Annotated in this window: 16 protein-coding genes; 7 read left to right on the forward strand and 9 right to left on the reverse strand. The window is 37.1% G+C overall.

All coding sequences use genetic code 11. From position 1 onward, the window contains the following. Positions 1 to 19: 19 nt before the first annotated feature. Both JWQ54_RS17655 and JWQ54_RS17660 read right to left on the reverse strand, forming a co-directional pair. Positions 20 to 1,300, reverse strand: a complete 1,281-nt coding sequence (locus JWQ54_RS17655) for a tetratricopeptide repeat protein (protein WP_299587385.1) — start codon at positions 1,298 to 1,300, stop codon at positions 20 to 22. Positions 1,301 to 1,490: 190 nt separating this feature from the next. Further along, positions 1,491 to 1,667: a hypothetical protein gene (locus tag JWQ54_RS17660; RefSeq protein ID WP_299587387.1), complete on the reverse strand. Its 177-nt coding sequence runs from the start codon at positions 1,665 to 1,667 to the stop codon at positions 1,491 to 1,493. 356 nt (positions 1,668 to 2,023) lie between these two features. Here JWQ54_RS17660 and JWQ54_RS17665 point away from each other — a divergent pair, with 356 nt between their 5' ends. Both JWQ54_RS17665 and JWQ54_RS17670 read left to right on the forward strand, forming a co-directional pair. Beyond that, the gene (locus JWQ54_RS17665; protein WP_299587389.1) at positions 2,024 to 5,158 is read left to right on the forward strand and encodes an AsmA-like C-terminal region-containing protein; all 3,135 of its coding nucleotides are present in this window, start codon (positions 2,024 to 2,026) and stop codon (positions 5,156 to 5,158) included. A 160-nt stretch (positions 5,159 to 5,318) separates the two neighbouring features. Continuing rightward, complete coding sequence (locus JWQ54_RS17670; RefSeq protein ID WP_299587392.1) at positions 5,319 to 5,783, forward strand: response regulator; 465 nt, start codon at positions 5,319 to 5,321, stop codon at positions 5,781 to 5,783. 4 nt (positions 5,784 to 5,787) lie between these two features. On the opposite strand, the gene JWQ54_RS17675 is transcribed toward JWQ54_RS17670, so the two are convergent. From JWQ54_RS17675 to JWQ54_RS17700, 6 genes are all read right to left on the reverse strand, one after another. After that, the gene (locus JWQ54_RS17675; protein WP_299587395.1) at positions 5,788 to 6,213 is read right to left on the reverse strand and encodes a response regulator; all 426 of its coding nucleotides are present in this window, start codon (positions 6,211 to 6,213) and stop codon (positions 5,788 to 5,790) included. Further along, positions 6,213 to 7,298, reverse strand: a complete 1,086-nt coding sequence (locus JWQ54_RS17680) for a hybrid sensor histidine kinase/response regulator (protein WP_299587397.1) — start codon at positions 7,296 to 7,298, stop codon at positions 6,213 to 6,215. The genes JWQ54_RS17675 and JWQ54_RS17680 overlap by 1 nt, the downstream gene beginning before the upstream one ends. A 184-nt stretch (positions 7,299 to 7,482) precedes the next feature. Continuing rightward, positions 7,483 to 9,624: a 7TM diverse intracellular signaling domain-containing protein gene (locus JWQ54_RS17685; protein ID WP_299587400.1), complete on the reverse strand. Its 2,142-nt coding sequence runs from the start codon at positions 9,622 to 9,624 to the stop codon at positions 7,483 to 7,485. Between the two features lie 10 nt (positions 9,625 to 9,634). Beyond that, the gene (locus JWQ54_RS17690; RefSeq protein ID WP_299587402.1) at positions 9,635 to 10,399 is read right to left on the reverse strand and encodes a methyltransferase domain-containing protein; all 765 of its coding nucleotides are present in this window, start codon (positions 10,397 to 10,399) and stop codon (positions 9,635 to 9,637) included. 17 nt (positions 10,400 to 10,416) lie between these two features. Next, positions 10,417 to 11,226: a hypothetical protein gene (locus JWQ54_RS17695; protein ID WP_299587404.1), complete on the reverse strand. Its 810-nt coding sequence runs from the start codon at positions 11,224 to 11,226 to the stop codon at positions 10,417 to 10,419. 371 nt (positions 11,227 to 11,597) lie between these two features. Then, positions 11,598 to 12,524, reverse strand: coding sequence for a cobalamin-binding protein (locus JWQ54_RS17700; protein WP_299587406.1), 927 nt, complete (start codon positions 12,522 to 12,524; stop codon positions 11,598 to 11,600). A gap of 109 nt (positions 12,525 to 12,633) precedes the next feature. Between JWQ54_RS17700 and lepB the strand changes: the two genes are divergently transcribed. After that, complete coding sequence (gene lepB / locus JWQ54_RS17705) at positions 12,634 to 13,743, forward strand: signal peptidase I (RefSeq protein WP_299587408.1); 1,110 nt, start codon at positions 12,634 to 12,636, stop codon at positions 13,741 to 13,743. 11 nt (positions 13,744 to 13,754) lie between these two features. Here lepB and JWQ54_RS17710 read toward each other — a convergent pair whose 3' ends face one another. Continuing rightward, positions 13,755 to 14,333 carry a DUF4142 domain-containing protein gene (locus tag JWQ54_RS17710; RefSeq protein WP_299587410.1) on the reverse strand — a complete coding sequence of 193 codons (579 nt, stop codon included), beginning with the start codon at positions 14,331 to 14,333 and terminating at the stop codon, positions 13,755 to 13,757. Positions 14,334 to 14,490: 157 nt separating this feature from the next. On the opposite strand from JWQ54_RS17710, the gene gcvH reads away from it, so the two are divergent. From gcvH to JWQ54_RS17730, 4 genes are all read left to right on the forward strand, one after another. Continuing rightward, the gene (gene gcvH, locus JWQ54_RS17715) at positions 14,491 to 14,871 is read left to right on the forward strand and encodes a glycine cleavage system protein GcvH (RefSeq protein WP_299587413.1); all 381 of its coding nucleotides are present in this window, start codon (positions 14,491 to 14,493) and stop codon (positions 14,869 to 14,871) included. Beyond that, positions 14,871 to 15,266 (forward strand): VanZ family protein, encoded by a 396-nt coding sequence (locus JWQ54_RS17720; RefSeq protein ID WP_299587416.1) that lies wholly within the window; start codon positions 14,871 to 14,873, stop codon positions 15,264 to 15,266. The genes gcvH and JWQ54_RS17720 overlap by 1 nt, the downstream gene beginning before the upstream one ends. Continuing rightward, positions 15,253 to 15,402, forward strand: a complete 150-nt coding sequence (locus JWQ54_RS17725) for a hypothetical protein (protein WP_299587419.1) — start codon at positions 15,253 to 15,255, stop codon at positions 15,400 to 15,402. Before JWQ54_RS17720 ends, JWQ54_RS17725 begins: the two co-directional genes overlap by 14 nt. 191 nt (positions 15,403 to 15,593) lie before the next feature. Next, positions 15,594 to 15,759, forward strand: a 166-nt coding sequence (locus tag JWQ54_RS17730) for a PD-(D/E)XK nuclease family transposase (protein WP_299587427.1), incomplete at its 3' end; no start/stop codon positions are given.

The following is a 15,759-nucleotide window of genomic DNA, read 5'->3' on the forward strand; positions in this document are numbered from 1 at the left end:
GGTCTTATTGAAAATTGATTCAATGGGGCCTTTTTGCAACCATTTTCTTTTCTGCCGGCTTGACCGCCTTATTTTTTTCCTGGATATGAGGGTTTGAATGAACAAGCTTTTCTTTTAACCAGTGAGTTAACCTATGATGCATTGGGACCAATATTGCAGCTAATGCGACCAGGATAACTAATTCAAGTACGGGCAGGTGATTGCTGATCATTTGAATAAAAGGATGAATAAACAATGTAATAAATTCAAAAACCAATAAAAGCGAAACAACACCCATAAACTCAATTACCTTTGGATGCGTGTGGCTTTTGCTTAACAGCATTAACAATAAAAAAAACATGGGAATAAATATTGCTATAGCAATTAATTGCAGGTTAATGCTCCTTTCATCTGCCTCCCGTTTCTTCTCCTCTTTAATCTCCTGCTGCCGGGCAGCTTCATTAAAACTTAATGTTTGTATCTGCTTTATTTTTTCCGCGTTAAACATACTGTCTTTTGCAGCCATGGAGGTTTTAAGATATGTTAGTTCAAAATGCTCATTTATACCGGCATAAAGTTGGGTTAGCAAGTCGCTGGCATTAAAAACACCTTCAGGGTATTGGCTTCTTTTAGCTGCATCAAGGGCGCGACCGGCATAAAATATACTTGAATCAACCTGCCCTGCGCTTTTATAAAATTTAGCAATGCTGTTATAAGTATCTGCCAGCCCGCTCTTATCACTGTTTTTTATGGCATACTGTACGCTCAGCCTATAATAATCAAGAGCAAGCGTCTGATGCCCCATTTTATAATTAATATCACCTAAAATTGATAAGGTAATTTGTAACGTGGTATTATCCTTTATTGTATGCTGTATGGCATATGCCTGCATTTCGAAATTCAATGCCGAATCTATCTTGTTGAGTTTGATGTAACAATTGCCAATATTTGAAAGTATGGCGCTTAAGCTTTTTTTATCATGAATTGATTCTGCAATTTGTTTAGCCTTAAAATGGTATGCCAATGCTTTTTTATTATCATTTTGATTTGAGTAAATGATACCAATGTTATTCAGACTTGCTGAAACACCTGACTGGTCATTAATTTTTTCTCTTATTTTTAATGAGGTAAGGAAATAGGAAAGCGCCCTGTCATATTTTCCATTTTGCATCAACACAACACCTAGCCGGTTCAAACAATCTCCCTCTCCTTTGCTGTAACCAATAACTCTTGATTCATCCAATCCTTGCTGCGCATATATTAAGGCACTATCCGGCCTCAATGACTGAATACGTTTGCTTTTGTTTACTAACGTCTTCACCTTCAAAGTATCATTATAAGGCTGCCCAAAATGCAGTCTCAAAGAATTAACCGTATAGGCTGACCCATATAAATTAGTTGCAAGAAGCCAAAAAAGGTGAATGCAAATCATTTTTTTGGTGAGATGCTTTGATTAAGTTGAATAATTGTTGCCCGCAAGAATGGGCTAATAAAACCGCGTAAGTTTTTACTTATTCTGCCGCTTGTTCCGGTGAGCTTTCATCAGAACCAGGTACCTCAGGATCTTCTACAGCGTTAATCTCCATGGGGTTTTCTGTAAATCCTATTGGGGTACTTTTGTCTTTAAAACCTATTGGCGTGTTTTTGTCAAAAAGGCTGTTTTCCGGGCTTTTTTTAAGTTCTGCCATGATAATTAATTATTTAAATAATTTATCAAAAGGACTAAAATATTATATAAAAATACCAATTTACATATTGTAAAAAACAATGTTTTACCCGCTATTTATGCATGTGTAAATATTATTGTATAATTATACATGCTAATGCACATATGATATACATATAACTATACATGCGTAATATTTAATCGATAGCTCTTCATATTACAGTATTGGTAAAAATTTCTTATTGCTTTTAACTTTAACCCAATGTTAATATTTAAAATTAGCGCCGGGGTTGCAGTTTGTTTCCTTATTTTAGCTGTATTAAATTTAAAAAGTCAAGATTTGGTCAACCTGATTTTTGCCGGTCACAAATAAAATTTATGAGCCCATCCATCAAAAAAAACATATTCAAATCTTTAAAAATAACTGGTGTAATCATTGGGAGCCTTGTTGTACTTTTATTTGCATTGCCTTATCTATTTCCGCAAACGGTTAGTAATAAAATAAAGCAATGGGCCAATGGCAGTATCAACGGGCAATTGGAATTTTCAAAAACAGGCCTGTCTTTCTTTAAGCATTTCCCAAATTTGACGCTTACCTTGTATGACCTTGATCTTAAGGGAAGCGCCCCATTTCAAAAAGACACGCTGGTTGCTGCCAAAGAAGTTTCGTTTGGTATTGATTTGAGTACCCTGTTTCAAAAAAAGCTTACCATAAACAAAATATTCCTGACCAACGCTTTTATTAATATCCAATCAGACAGCGCCGGCCATGTAAATTACAATGTATATAAGGGCAAAAATGCAAAAGAATCGTCACCCGCTGATACCAGCAGTGCATCATTAGGTATTAACCAAATTTTGATTGAAAACAGCCGGTTAGTTTACAACGACCGCTCGCTGCCTATGAAATTTGTTGCCCGGGGGTTTAACTACACAGGTAAGGGCGATTTGACTAAAGACGTGTTTGATCTATACACCCATACCGAAATGGAATCGGTTGATTTTTATTATTTTGATGTGCCTTACGTGCTTTCAAAAAAGCTAAATGCCGATCTGATCACCAAAATAAACACCAGGTCGCTGGCATTCTTTTTCCAGAAAAATAACCTGATGCTCAATAAATTACCGGTTAATTTTATAGGAAAATTTGCATTTTTAAAAAATGGTTACAGCATGGATTTTAATGTAAGTTCGGACGACAGTGACCTGCACGACATTGTAACGGCTTTACCACCTGAGTATTTAAAATGGCTGGAAAAAACCGATGTAAAAGGCACCGGTAATATAAAACTTAAACTGGCAGGTTTATACAATGCTGCCGATAGCACACTGCCCAGCCTTAGCTTAAATATTAAGATCCGTAACGGCTACATAAATAATCGAAAATCGCCATCGCCGGTTAGCAACCTGTACATGGATTTTAACACCGAACTCCCTGGCCTTGATCCGGATAGTTTGCAGGTTAATTTAGATTCGCTGCACTTTAATATGGGTAAAGATTATTTAAATTCTGTCGTCAGAATTAAAGGCACTAAGGCACCTTTAATATATGCTAAACTAAATACTGAGCTTGACCTTGAAAAATGGAACAAAACCTTTGGTATAAAAACAGTAAGCCTGAAAGGCCAGTATTCTTTGCATTTACTCGCACAGGGCAAATATGCTACGGGCATTAAGCGCACAAAAGGGATCCATCCAAAAATTGATACTGTTATTACCAGCATCCCAAAATTTAGTGTTAAATCAACTTTCAACAACGGGTATATTAAATATGCAAGCTTGCCTGAGGCGGTTAAAAATATCAGCTTTAATATGAACGCCGCATGCCCTGATAATAGTTATCAGCATACCAGTTTTGAGATAGATAATTTAAACGCTAACGTACTTGAAAACTTTATTAAGGGTCACTTTAAAATGAACGCCGAACCCGGCTTCCCGATGAATGCCGGTTTACAGGCTAAATTTGATTTGGCTGATATTAAGAAGGTATATCCTATTGATAGCCTTGGCGTATCACTTGCAGGCAACCTGGCGGCTGATCTGCAAACTAAAGGGAAGTATTTGCCGGCTAAAAAGATCTTTCCGGTTACCAATGTGAATATTGTGCTGCAAAACGGGTCGATACAAACAAAATACTACCCTCACCCTATTCAAAACATACAGGTAAATACAAATATCACCAATAGTAGCGGTTCATTGGCAGGAATTAATGTTAAGATAAAACCGGTTTCGTTTGTGTTTGAGGGTAAGCCATTTGCATTTAACGCCGATCTGAAAAATTTCGATAATATTGATTATAAAATCGCCTCGTCAGGTACTTTGGACGTTGGCAGTATCTACCAGGTATTTGCCATTAAAGGTTACAATGTAAAAGGGCAGATAAAAACCCGCCTCTCATTAAAAGGCAAACAAAGCGATGCGGCGGCCGGGAATTATGCAAAGCTCAATAACTCCGGCACAATGGAGGTTAAAGATCTTACACTTACCTCTGATCTTTTCCCGAAACCATTTTTAATCAATAACGGCAAGTTTAGTTTTAAGCAGGATAAGATGCTGTTTGATGCTTTTAAAGCCACCTATGGCAAATCGGTAATTACATTAAACGGTGCACTTTCAAATGTAATTGAATATGCAACCAAGCCGGGAGCCACACTTAAAGGCGATTTAAATTTTGGCAGCCCCAATATTGTGGCAGATGATTTTATGGCTTTTGCCAGTACCTCTCCTACGCAAAGCGGCCACCCCGGTTCGGCTGCGTCGGGTGTTATAATGGTACCTAAAACGCTAGATCTGAACTTTTCAGCCGATGTAAAGAAGGTAAAATATAATGGGATGGTAATAAAGGACGCCAAAGGACAAATGGCCGTTACTAACGGTAATATCGTTTTAAAACAAACCGGATTTACTATAATTGATGCCCCGGTAACTATGGATGCGACCTACAGCAGCCTGAACACAAAAAAGGCTATATTTGATTACCACATCAGCGCTAAGGAATTTGATATAAAAAGGGCATATAATGAGATCAAACTATTCCATGATATGGCCTCTTCAGCAAAAGGCGCAGAGGGCCAGGTATCACTTGATTATAAACTAAGCGGCAGGCTCAACAGCAATATGCAGCCGGTTTATCCATCGTTAAAGGGCGGCGGGGTGCTGTCTGTTAAGAAAGTTCAGGTACATGGCTTTAAGCTTTTTGGCGCGGTGAGTAATAAAACCGATCATAAAATTGATAGCGGCGATGTTTCAAAAGTTAATATAGAAACAACTATAGCTAACAATATCATCACCATAAAACAAACTAAAATGCGCATGGCTGGTTTCCGGCTAAAATTTTCGGGGCAGGTAAGCTTTGATAATGTGCTTAACCTGCAGTTCAGGCTTGGCCTGCCTCCGTTTGGGATTTTCGGTATCCCGATGACCATAACCGGCACACAGGCAAACCCGAAGATCCGTTTAGGCAAGGCGAAGAAAGATGATGAGATTAAGGAAACAGATGATAATGGAGAATAAAAGGGATTAAGAAAGCAATAATAGCTTTTACTAAATGGCTGGTGGCTGGTATTTCTTGCAGCCTATACCTGTACAACTAACTTATCAAAACAATCAGGATATTTAGGTTATGAAACTATTATAGTTTAGTAATACATGGTTACAATTAAAGTTAAATAATATGTCGTCAAATAAAATAACTATACTTTACGTAGATGATGAAGAAAATAATTTATTTTCATTCAAGGCTACCTTCCGGATAAAATACAATGTACTTACTGCGCTTAGCGGCGATAGGGCTTTAGAAATTTTAGAAAAAAATTTGGTGCATATTATTATTACTGATCAGCGGATGCCAGAAATGACAGGCGTTGAATTTTTAGAAAAAGTATTAGAAAAGCATCCTGAGCCGATGCGGGTTCTTTTGACAGGTTATGCTGATATGGAAGCAGTAGTGGATGCAGTTAATAAGGGGAAAATTTTTCATTACCTCACCAAACCATGGAATGAAGAAGAGTTGGATTTAACTATACAATCGGCTTATGCAAAGTATCTTGAAAGGGCCCAGCTAAAAGAAACAAACGAAAAGCTGGAAGTATCTAATGAGCAATTAGAGTTTTTGTTAAGACAAAAGCTGCTTTCCTAACCATTTATTTATTGCTGTCTGATCTTACCTCGCCGAGTAAAGAAATTAGTTTTTCATTTGTAAGGGGTTTTTCCACAATACTATTTATTTTTTTATAAGTAAATATCTTGTGTAAGTTATTAGGATCCCTTGCAGGTGATAATACAGTTAGTATAATAATTATGTAATTCTTTTGAATTTCAGGCGAAAGCTTTTCAAACTCTTCAACAAACTTAAAGCCATTCATGCGCGGCATTTGTAAATCAAGCAAAATTATAGTGGGAAGTTTACCATCCTCATTCTGGCTTTCACTAATTCCTTCCAGCGCCTGTTCTGCATTATGAAAAGTTTCAATACTAAAGTTTTTATTAGTACGCTCCAGGAATTTTTTTGTGACAAAGCAATCAAGCTCACTATCGTCAATAATTATAAATGAAAATTCTTTTATCATCAGGTAGATGGAATTGTTACTTTAAAAGTTGTTCCCTGGTGCAAAACAGAGTCGACTTCAATTTGACCGTTTAATTTTACTAATGCACTTTTCACGTTATATAATCCGAAACCAGACCCTACTTCCAGGGAATTTGAGCGAAAAAAAAGATTGAATATTTCCCCAAGATGGCTTGCTAAAATACCTATTCCGGTATCTTTTACATAAATTACTGCCTTGCCTTCCTTTACCTCAATATCCACCTCAACAGATTTATTTTCATTGTTTTTATCCTGGTATTTAAATGCGTTTGATAACAGGTTATTTAAAATGAGCCTTAACGGGGCCTTATCGCTGAAAAAAACTTCGTTCTGCTTAACATTCACTTTAAACGCTACGTCATTTATTTTTGAATTTACAGTATATATGGATTTCAGTTCATTAATAATTTCCCAAAAATCAATTTCTGTTATTTTTAACTCCCCTCTCTGTAAGCTATAATAATCATGCATGCTCAAAACATAAGTATTCAGTTTTGTCACTGATTTCTCCATTAAAAACAGCATCTCTTTCATCTCTTCAATATCATCTATATCCCTTGCAAGATTAATTGCTCCTAAGATCCCTGATAAAGGCCCCCTGATATCGTGACTAACACTATAAGCAAACTTATTTAGTTCATTATAGGCTTTTTGTAACTCTTCATTTTTAATTGCAAGCATTGAATTGGCCATGTAAAATTTATTGGCCTCGTCTATAGCCCAGATGATATCAGCTTCTATCCATGGCTTTTTTACATACCTGAATATGTGCCCTTTATTTATAGCATCAATTATCGACTCAACATCAGTATAAGCTGTGAGCATAATACGTACAGGAAGAGGATGGGTAATCCTGATTTCTTCAAAAAAATCTACCCCGGTTTTACCCGGCATTCGCTGGTCGCAAAAAATAATCCTGATTTCAGGATCGTTATCCAGGTAACTTATGGCATTGGGTATATTTACTGCGGTTAAAATTTGATAATCAAGCCTTAATGATGCCTTAAAACCTACCAGGTTCTCCGGCTCATCATCCACATACAAAACTTTTATTTTTTCAGCCACGGTGTTCAGTTTAGGTAGCTTTATGATAAGCCTTTGTTTTAATTTATAATCAAATATAAGGCACAATGCCGGACGCAGGAAATGATTTATATTGAATAAATGATTGCTTGCTGCCGGTTATCTCTACTAAATGGTATTAAAGCATATATTATTTAAAATACATGTTTTAACAGTTTTTTAAAATTTATTGATTTATGGGTATTTTTAAAGTAAACTCGGTTCCTTCACCCTTTAAACTATCAACACTTATTATTCCATTATGTTTTTTTATAGTATTATATGCAATTGACATTCCCAGGCCAGTGCCTTCGCCCACATCCTTAGTGGTAAAAAATGGTTCAAACACCTTTTTTTGTGTTTGGGCATCCATCCCCGTTCCGTTGTCCTTAAACTTTATAAACACATTTTTTTCGATATGGCTTGTTAGAACGGTTATTTCACCGCCTTCATTTTCACCGAATTTTTTATGTACTGCATAAACTGCATTTGCAATAATATTTAGAAATACCTGGTTTAACTTCCCTGCATAGCATTCTACATTTGGCAAATCGTCATATTTTTTAATTACTTTTATTTTATTATTTAGCATATTGTTTGCTATAACCAGGGTTGAGTCAAGCCCCTCATTAATATCGGTCTTTTTCAGGTCGTCTTCATCCAGGCGCGAGAAAATTTTCAGGCTTTTAACAATTTCGGCGGTGCGGGTGGCACCTTCATTAATTCCTTTTATAAGATGTTTGATCTCTACAGTTAAATAATCAAAATCCAATTCTTCTTTATATTCCTTTATTTGTTTTTGCTTATCCGCCGGGGAAGAATCGGATATCCCAACATTTTCAATAACAGTAAGGGCCTCAAGTATTAATTCAATATCCCTGTTTAAGGGCTTTATGTTTGAAGTAACAAAGTTTATGGGATTATTGATCTCGTGCGCTATCCCCGCAGTTAACTGACCAAGTGAAGCCATTTTTTCCGATTCAACCAACTGGCTTTGCGTTTGCTTTAAATCGTCAAGCGTTTTATTCAGTTCAAGGTTTGAGTCGCTTAATTCAACCGTACGTTCATTTACCTTTAATTCCAGTATCACATTTTGTTCCCTTATAATACGCTCATTTTCCCTGGCGATATTCAGGGCTTCGGCTTGTGATTCTGCTTTTTCTCTTTTTAAAATGTTTATCCTATCAGCCAAGCCAAAGGACAGCAAAGCCATTTCTATTACAGCAGCACCCTGCATAGAATAGCTTGTAAATGTATTATATGGTAAAACGCCGTTGTCTTTCAACGCAAAAATGATGGCTCCGATAAGTAAAACAGACCATGAAAAGAACACAAACTTTGCAGGGCGATACCCCTTTCTCATCACAATAGCAGATACTATCAGAATGCTAAAAGCGAACAAAGTAGTTGACACCTGCATAAGCTGGAAGCCGATTTGCACGTTGCCTGCCAGCGTAATTAAGAATGCTATGGCCTGAAGAATTATAACAATGATAAGAACTATGTCAAATCTCCTGGCTCTTTGCCGTGTTAAAAGAAATGTCCTGGTAAACAGTGTGGCAGCTATTGCACCTAAACACGCAAAAAGAATTACACTCTTTAATTCAAATGACGGAAAGTTTCCCCATAGATACTGAAAGGTAAATCCTTTAATACCTATTTGGGTTAGGCCAACAGAAGCTACGTAAATAACATAATATATATAACTTTTATCTTTAACTGTGAAAAAGATAAAGAGGTTATATAAAAACATAATTAACACAGCCCCTAAAAAGATCCCCGATAGCTGGTTTTCTTTACTTAGAAATTGCCACAGATCAGTTTTTTGATTAATTGAAATAGGTAATATTAATTGTTCTGAGCTTTTAATTCGCAGATAATAGGTTTTGCTGGCATTATAGGGAATGTTAAGATCAAAAATATAATCGGGGTGTTTGTATTTACGGGTATTAAAATTTCTGATCTCGCCCATTGAAATACCCCGGTATTGATTTTGGGCATCCGGTGTAAAAAGCTCCACTTCATCAAGTATTGGATAAGCTATATCCAGAAGAAGATCGGGGGTTTGTGTTTGATTTGTAACCGTAAACTTAATCCAGGTACTAACAGCTGAAAATCCAAGATTAGGAACATCTTTGTCGTATTTTTTAAAACCTGCCGATAATACCACGTCTTTAAAGGCAAGCTCCTGTTTGCTCTGCAATACCGAAATTTGCTTGCCAATCATAATTCTTCCTTCAGAATCATTGATGATCACGTCAGCGCTTGCACCGGTATTCAATAACAGGAAAGAAAAACAAATCAGTAACCTGAAAAAATGTTTACACATATTGTTATACCTATTTAATGCATGATGCCAGTACAAGATTGATGGAGCAGGCGAAATAGTTTTCGTCGTCGGCTATTTGCAATGCTTTATAAAAAGCCTTGTATTCATGTTCCTTAATATAGCCTTTTTCTGTGGCTTCTTGTATCATCTTTTCAATCCAGAAATATTCATTTGCCTCTTTTAAAGTATTAACAACAAAAGGGTGAATTTCAAATTTGAGATCCTTGAAATTACTCAACTGCAAATAACTCATGAGCTTTGTGGCAGCAAAACCATTGTTTACTTTAACATTGGTTAAATAGGTATTCACTTTCTTTTGGGTCTCAATAAATTCAGTGTAGAAAGATAAGCTATTCCAATCCGTTTCTATAATTACCAAAGGGTGATCCTTCTTTAAGATCCGGTGAATCTCACTGATAACTTTTTCAGGATTATTAAGATGCTGAATCAGGCGTTCGGTTCTTAGTCCTGATATTGTTTCATCTTCAAATGGGAGGGGGTAAGCTTCTGATAATATAAAATCAACATTGCTGATCTCGTTCGAATCTTCTTTTGCCTGTTGCAGCATAGCGGGATCATGATCAACCCCAATTATTTTAAGATCCTTTCCGGTTATTTTCGCCAGTTCAATAACGTCATTACCAGCTCCACATCCAAGGTCTATAATAGTTCCATTATTTATACTTCGAAAAAAATTATAAGAATGCTCTTTTAAGTTTACCAGCAAGCGCCTTGAATTTTGCAGATAATTGATATCGTAGTGTTTGTTTACCATAGTGTGATCAAGTAAATTTATGAAAAGCTGATGCTTTCTTCGTGAATTTCTGACTTTAAAAAATTGCTTTCTGCTGTCGTTATAGCCTGAGATAAGTCCCATCTGTCCAAATGAGGGATCCCAAGTTCAAAATGTATGGTTATCTCCTTTTTCTTTAATTCATGGATCTTTAAGCTATCAGGATTAGCTCGCATTTGCAATATGGCAAACTTATCCTCTTCAACGGCCAGGTTTAAATCCGGAACATCTTTTAAGATCATCGCTGTTGCAATAAGGTCAATCTTCGGATAATAAAAAGTTCCATTGTTGCCAATACTATCTATCAGCACCATCCCACAATTTACAACAGGCTTTACTGTATAAGGCGCACATAACGCAAAAAGCGATTGCAGGCCAATTTGTGATGAAATTGCAATAAGCGTCCGGATCAGCAATGGTGTTCCTATACCATAGCCGGCAAGTTCCTGCGAATTCCATAAACCACAGATCTCACCGGTACCATGTTTTGAAAAATTCCAGACAAGCTCAAATATCCGCGCATCCATGGTGCCTGTAGCTTGCTCAATAGGTAATGGTTCTGACCCGCCAGCAACGTGTACTCTTGCACCTCCATATAAAGTTTTCCCATCTATTGATTCTACAATTATCACAAAAACAGCGGGGTTTTTTGCCCATCCATTTTTTGAGGAGGTAACCTTTGTAACCCCTATACTAGTCAAAACAGCTGTATGTCCTTTAATAAATAACTCACAGGTTTCAGGCTCATCAATTGCCCTGTAGGCCCGAAGCCTTAATTCGGGTCGGCCTTTTTTTACATAGTCTTCCATTTATTGGATTTTTTTCCAAATCACGACTGCCCTCCAAAAATCAATAAAGTAAACTGATAAACCAGGGAGTTCCCCGGCATTAAAAAAGTAAAATATAACCAGGAAATCTTCTTTTCAGGTTAAATCAACAATAGCTATCAGTTAATCAAATCAGCTGTTTTTCTACCGGAAGTAAAAAATCAGATTAAATCAACTATTAATTAGTTTTAAATCTTCAATAGTATCTTTTACGTATTTTGCTGCTAAATAGATATATAATTTATTTTACTGCAAAGCGTAATTAATAACAATCAAATATCGGTAAAATATACGCGCATCAACGGATAAACATTTAATTCAACAAGTTGAATTAAATATGCCAGATGGTTATCTCACACCCCGAACCTTATCCACCCATCCCCTTCATATCCAAAAATAAATTGCTTTGGATGAATAATTTCAGCAAGGATCTCTATTGAATCAACTATCCTGGGGCCGGGCCTGTTCAAATATTGGTTACCATCGGCAATATAAACACGATTGTTCTTCACTGCTTTCATTTCGTTAAAGCGGGGGAGTTGCAGCAGAATATCTACTTCCTTTAAAGTGCGCTCAATGGAGAAGCCGCAAGGCATTACGATGATAACTTCCGGATCCTGTAAACGGATTTCGTCCCATTGCACATAAGGAGAATGCTTGCCCGGTTCTGTTAGTATGTTTGTTCCCCCTGCAATGCTCACCAGTTCAGGCACCCAGTTACCCGATAGCATCATCGGTTCCAGCCATTCAATACAGGCAACCGTTGGCTTGCTTTCACTGAATTTTAATTTATGGCGGATAATATCAACCCGTTCCCGCAATTCTTCTATTACTATATCGCCTTTATCAGCTACATTTAATGTTGTGGCAAGGGTTTTAATATCATTAAAGATCTCATCAAGGCTGTTAGGTTGAAGAGAGATAATGCGAGCCTCTTTGTCAAGATAATTTTCAAGTGCTTCTTCAACTTCCTTTAATGATACGGCACAAACCTCGCATTGTGCCTGGGTGATCACTACATCGGGCGCAAGCCTTTTCACCTCATCGCGGTTTACTGTGTAAACTGATAAAGCATCGGCAAGAATCTCTTTTACCTTAACATCAATAGCGGCGCTGCCTAAATTGTCCGGAAAATTGGCTTCTGAACACATTGGCAGTTGCTTAACAGACACAGGAAAATCACATTCGTGCGACCGCCCTACAAGGTTTTGTCTGAGCCCTAAAGCACAAACTATTTCTGTTGCAGCAGGCAGTAAAGAAACTATTTTAAGTGAGTTCATATTAAAGCGCAAATGTAGCTATTGTAAATAAAGGGAATGGCACAAAAAATTGTCCATCCTGTAACAAAAGTCACATTTTATAGTCAAAACCCTCACAAACACTTGCGTTATGAACTGGAAGCTCCCTTTTACAAAGAAAACCGATGGCAATAAACCAAAAAAATCAAAAACACGTGAGTGGGTTGATGCTATATTATTTGCGGCCATTGCTTCAACAATTATCCGTGGCTTGTTATTTTCGGCTTATGCTATCCCCTCAGGCTCAATGGAGGGCTCATTGCTCACTGGTGATTATTTATTTGTAAGCAAAATAAGCTATGGCCCAAGGATGCCGTTCACCCCTGTTTCTATTCCTTTTTTAGAATCAACCATTACAAAATATAATATCAAAACTTATTGGGATGGCATTAAGCTGCCTTATTTCCGTTTGCCCGGTTTAGCTGAAATTAAGAAGGGCGACATTGTGGTTTTTAATAAACCGGAAGAAGCCGATGCATCATATGACAGGCCGGTTGATGCCCGGACAAACCTGATAAAACGTTGCCAGGCTATACCGGGTGATATGCTTACTATAGTAAACGGCCAGGTATTTATCAACGGCAAAGCAGCGCCAAATGCCGAAAAAGCGCAAACATCATACGAAGTAGTTACCAATGGCACTGATATTAATCCGCAGGTATTGAGCGATATGAACATTGAGGTGCGCGGTCAAAAAGATGCAAATACTTTCGAAATGATTATCCCAAAAGCTTATGTGGCAACATTAAAAGGTTACTCCAATATAAAAAGCGTTACCCCGGTTGTTCAGCAGGCGGGTAATTATGATGAAGCTGTTTTCCCGCATAATGAAAAATTCAAATGGAACCAGGATAATTTCGGACCACTGGTTATGCCAAAACGCGGAATGACAATTCCTTTAAATGACTCGACCATGATTTTATACCGCAGGGCAATTGAACTGTACGAAAACAACAAAGTGGCACTGAACGGCAAAGACATACTTATTAATGGCAAAAAAACTGACAGCTACACCTTTAAAATGAATTATTACTGGATGATGGGCGATAACCGCCATAACTCGCTCGACTCCCGTTTTTGGGGTTACGTTCCGGAGGATCATGTGGTAGGCAAGGCCATGATAACCTGGATGAGCGTTGATTCAACCGGTACCTTTTTTGATAAAATAAGGTGGAACCGCATCTTTAAGCCTATTAAATAACTATACGCTGCCTATTCCATACTATCATTTATTGCATTTATAGCATCGAAATGCGCTTGCAGCACGGGCAATGTTTTAACAGCAAATAATTTTACATCAGGGTCAACACAATCTTTTGCGGCTGACTCAAAAGTGGAGATATCTTTTTTATAATCATCAATCATATTATTAATATAGGCTTTATCAAAGTCGTTTCCTGACTTTTTTGATAACGTGCTAATTTCATTCTGCTTATCAACACCAAGTACAATTTCCAGGTGAATGTTTTTAGCTGACGCAAGGCCTTTAATTTTATTATTTATTTTGGAGTGCTCTGCAATCATAAGCATTCCAAATTTTTTAACCCGCTTATTACTGCCCTTTTGCCGGGCAAGTCTTCCTAATTCCACTTCCGCTACTCCTGAGTTTGCTGCTTCAGATACAAAGCTGACATCAACTTTTTCAGCAACAATATTTAGTTTGGCGCTGGTATTTTTTACAACAGTAACACTATCTACTATTGATACATTCTTATTTGTTGTGTTGCTTTTACATGCCTGCAGGGTAATTACAAAAGGTATAATGGTAGTTAAAAGTGCTAACTTATTCATAATCATTTGTGTTGGCAGGTATACTATTAACAAAATATACCCGGTTTAGTTTACCTGCATAAGATAAAGATAGTACTTCGGTATTAATTTTTATAAATGGTATTTATTGTGTTAGCTTAAAGTTTTATTATTTTTGAACCATAAAAATCAAAAAACTATGGATTTTCCGGCAGGATTAAAATACACTAAAGACCACGAGTGGATAAAAGTTGAAGGCGATATAGCTTATATAGGTATCACTGAATTTGCACAGCGCGAATTAGGCGATATAGTTTATATCGATATCACCTCGTTAGGAAAAGAAGTTGCCAAAGACGAAGTTTTTGGAACAGTTGAAGCGGTTAAAACCGTATCAGATCTTTTTATGCCGGTTACCGGAACAATTAATGAAGTTAACCCGGCGCTGGATAAGCAGCCCGAGTTGGTAAACTCCGATCCATATGGGGAAGGCTGGATGGTTAAGATAACGTTATCAGATACATCAGCTGTTGACGCGTTATTAACAGCCGATAGCTATAAATCATTGGTTGGCGCTTAATGAAAATCGCTATTAAATATTACTGGCCCGCAATTTTGTGGGCCTTATTTGTTTTAACAATGTGCTGTGTAAAATTAGGGGATGTGTCTGATTCACCTTTGTTTTTTCCAGGCTTTGATAAGCTGGTGCATTGTGGCTTTTTTTTTGTGATGATTGTTTTTAGCTCCGCAGGCTACATAAGGCAACAATCCCTTAGTAGTTTATCGTATAAAGCACTATTATTGATCACTGCTATCATTATTGCCTACGGCGGCCTCATTGAAGTACTGCAGAAATACGTTTTTACGTGGAGAAGCGGTGAATGGGACGATTTGTTTGCTGATGTAATTGGCGCGTTAATGGCAGCATTTAGCATAATTATAACAGTTAAATCATTGAGCCATGAAAAAAAATAAATTTATATTATTGGGGCTGTTAGGACTGCTCGCCCTTTCATCGTGCGGCATTTTCCATAAAAGCTGCGGCTGTCCAACGTTTGGAAATATAGATCAGCATGCCGCTCCGCATAAATCCCCTTCTTTTATTGCCTGATTCAGCGTAACCTATCAACCACGGGCATCGTAGAAAATGATCAAACAAATACCATTGGCCGGTACTTTTACGCAAAGCTAATTTATAAGATAACTAAAATAGGATCACCTGCTAAAACCACACCCGGCATAATTATTATGAGATAAAAATTGACTGACGACAAGTGCTTGTAAAGGCTTATCTTTGGCTATATGCCTGATAATAAACCACCGGTAGCTGGAAAATATATTGATCCTTTAGTTGACTTCGCCTTCAAGAAAATATTTGGCAGCGAACCTAATAAAGATCTGCTAATTGCTTTTTTAAATGAAGTATTTCGTGGTCGAAAACATATTGTCGATCTGGTGTACAATAAGA

The sequence above is a fragment of the Mucilaginibacter sp. genome (assembly GCF_028288225.1).
In the GTDB taxonomy this organism is placed as follows: domain Bacteria; phylum Bacteroidota; class Bacteroidia; order Sphingobacteriales; family Sphingobacteriaceae; genus Mucilaginibacter.

Excerpts from the sequence above, each read along its gene's own strand:
- JWQ54_RS17685 (WP_299587400.1), bottom strand. The coding sequence starts at position 9,624 with ATGTGTAAACATTTTTTCAGGTTACTGATTTGTTTTTCTTTCCTGTTA.
- JWQ54_RS17720 (WP_299587416.1), top strand. The coding sequence starts at position 14,871 with ATGAAAATCGCTATTAAATATTACTGGCCCGCAATTTTGTGGGCCTTA.
- lepB (WP_299587408.1), top strand. The coding sequence starts at position 12,634 with ATGAACTGGAAGCTCCCTTTTACAAAGAAAACCGATGGCAATAAACCA.
- JWQ54_RS17690 (WP_299587402.1), bottom strand. The coding sequence starts at position 10,399 with ATGGTAAACAAACACTACGATATCAATTATCTGCAAAATTCAAGGCGC.
- JWQ54_RS17725 (WP_299587419.1), top strand. The coding sequence starts at position 15,253 with ATGAAAAAAAATAAATTTATATTATTGGGGCTGTTAGGACTGCTCGCC.
- JWQ54_RS17675 (WP_299587395.1), bottom strand. The coding sequence starts at position 6,213 with ATGATAAAAGAATTTTCATTTATAATTATTGACGATAGTGAGCTTGAT.
- JWQ54_RS17665 (WP_299587389.1), top strand. The coding sequence starts at position 2,024 with ATGAGCCCATCCATCAAAAAAAACATATTCAAATCTTTAAAAATAACT.
- JWQ54_RS17670 (WP_299587392.1), top strand. The coding sequence starts at position 5,319 with ATGTCGTCAAATAAAATAACTATACTTTACGTAGATGATGAAGAAAAT.
- gcvH (WP_299587413.1), top strand. The coding sequence starts at position 14,491 with ATGGATTTTCCGGCAGGATTAAAATACACTAAAGACCACGAGTGGATA.
- JWQ54_RS17700 (WP_299587406.1), bottom strand. The coding sequence starts at position 12,524 with ATGAACTCACTTAAAATAGTTTCTTTACTGCCTGCTGCAACAGAAATA.
- JWQ54_RS17695 (WP_299587404.1), bottom strand. The coding sequence starts at position 11,226 with ATGGAAGACTATGTAAAAAAAGGCCGACCCGAATTAAGGCTTCGGGCC.
- JWQ54_RS17660 (WP_299587387.1), bottom strand. The coding sequence starts at position 1,667 with ATGGCAGAACTTAAAAAAAGCCCGGAAAACAGCCTTTTTGACAAAAAC.
- JWQ54_RS17710 (WP_299587410.1), bottom strand. The coding sequence starts at position 14,333 with ATGAATAAGTTAGCACTTTTAACTACCATTATACCTTTTGTAATTACC.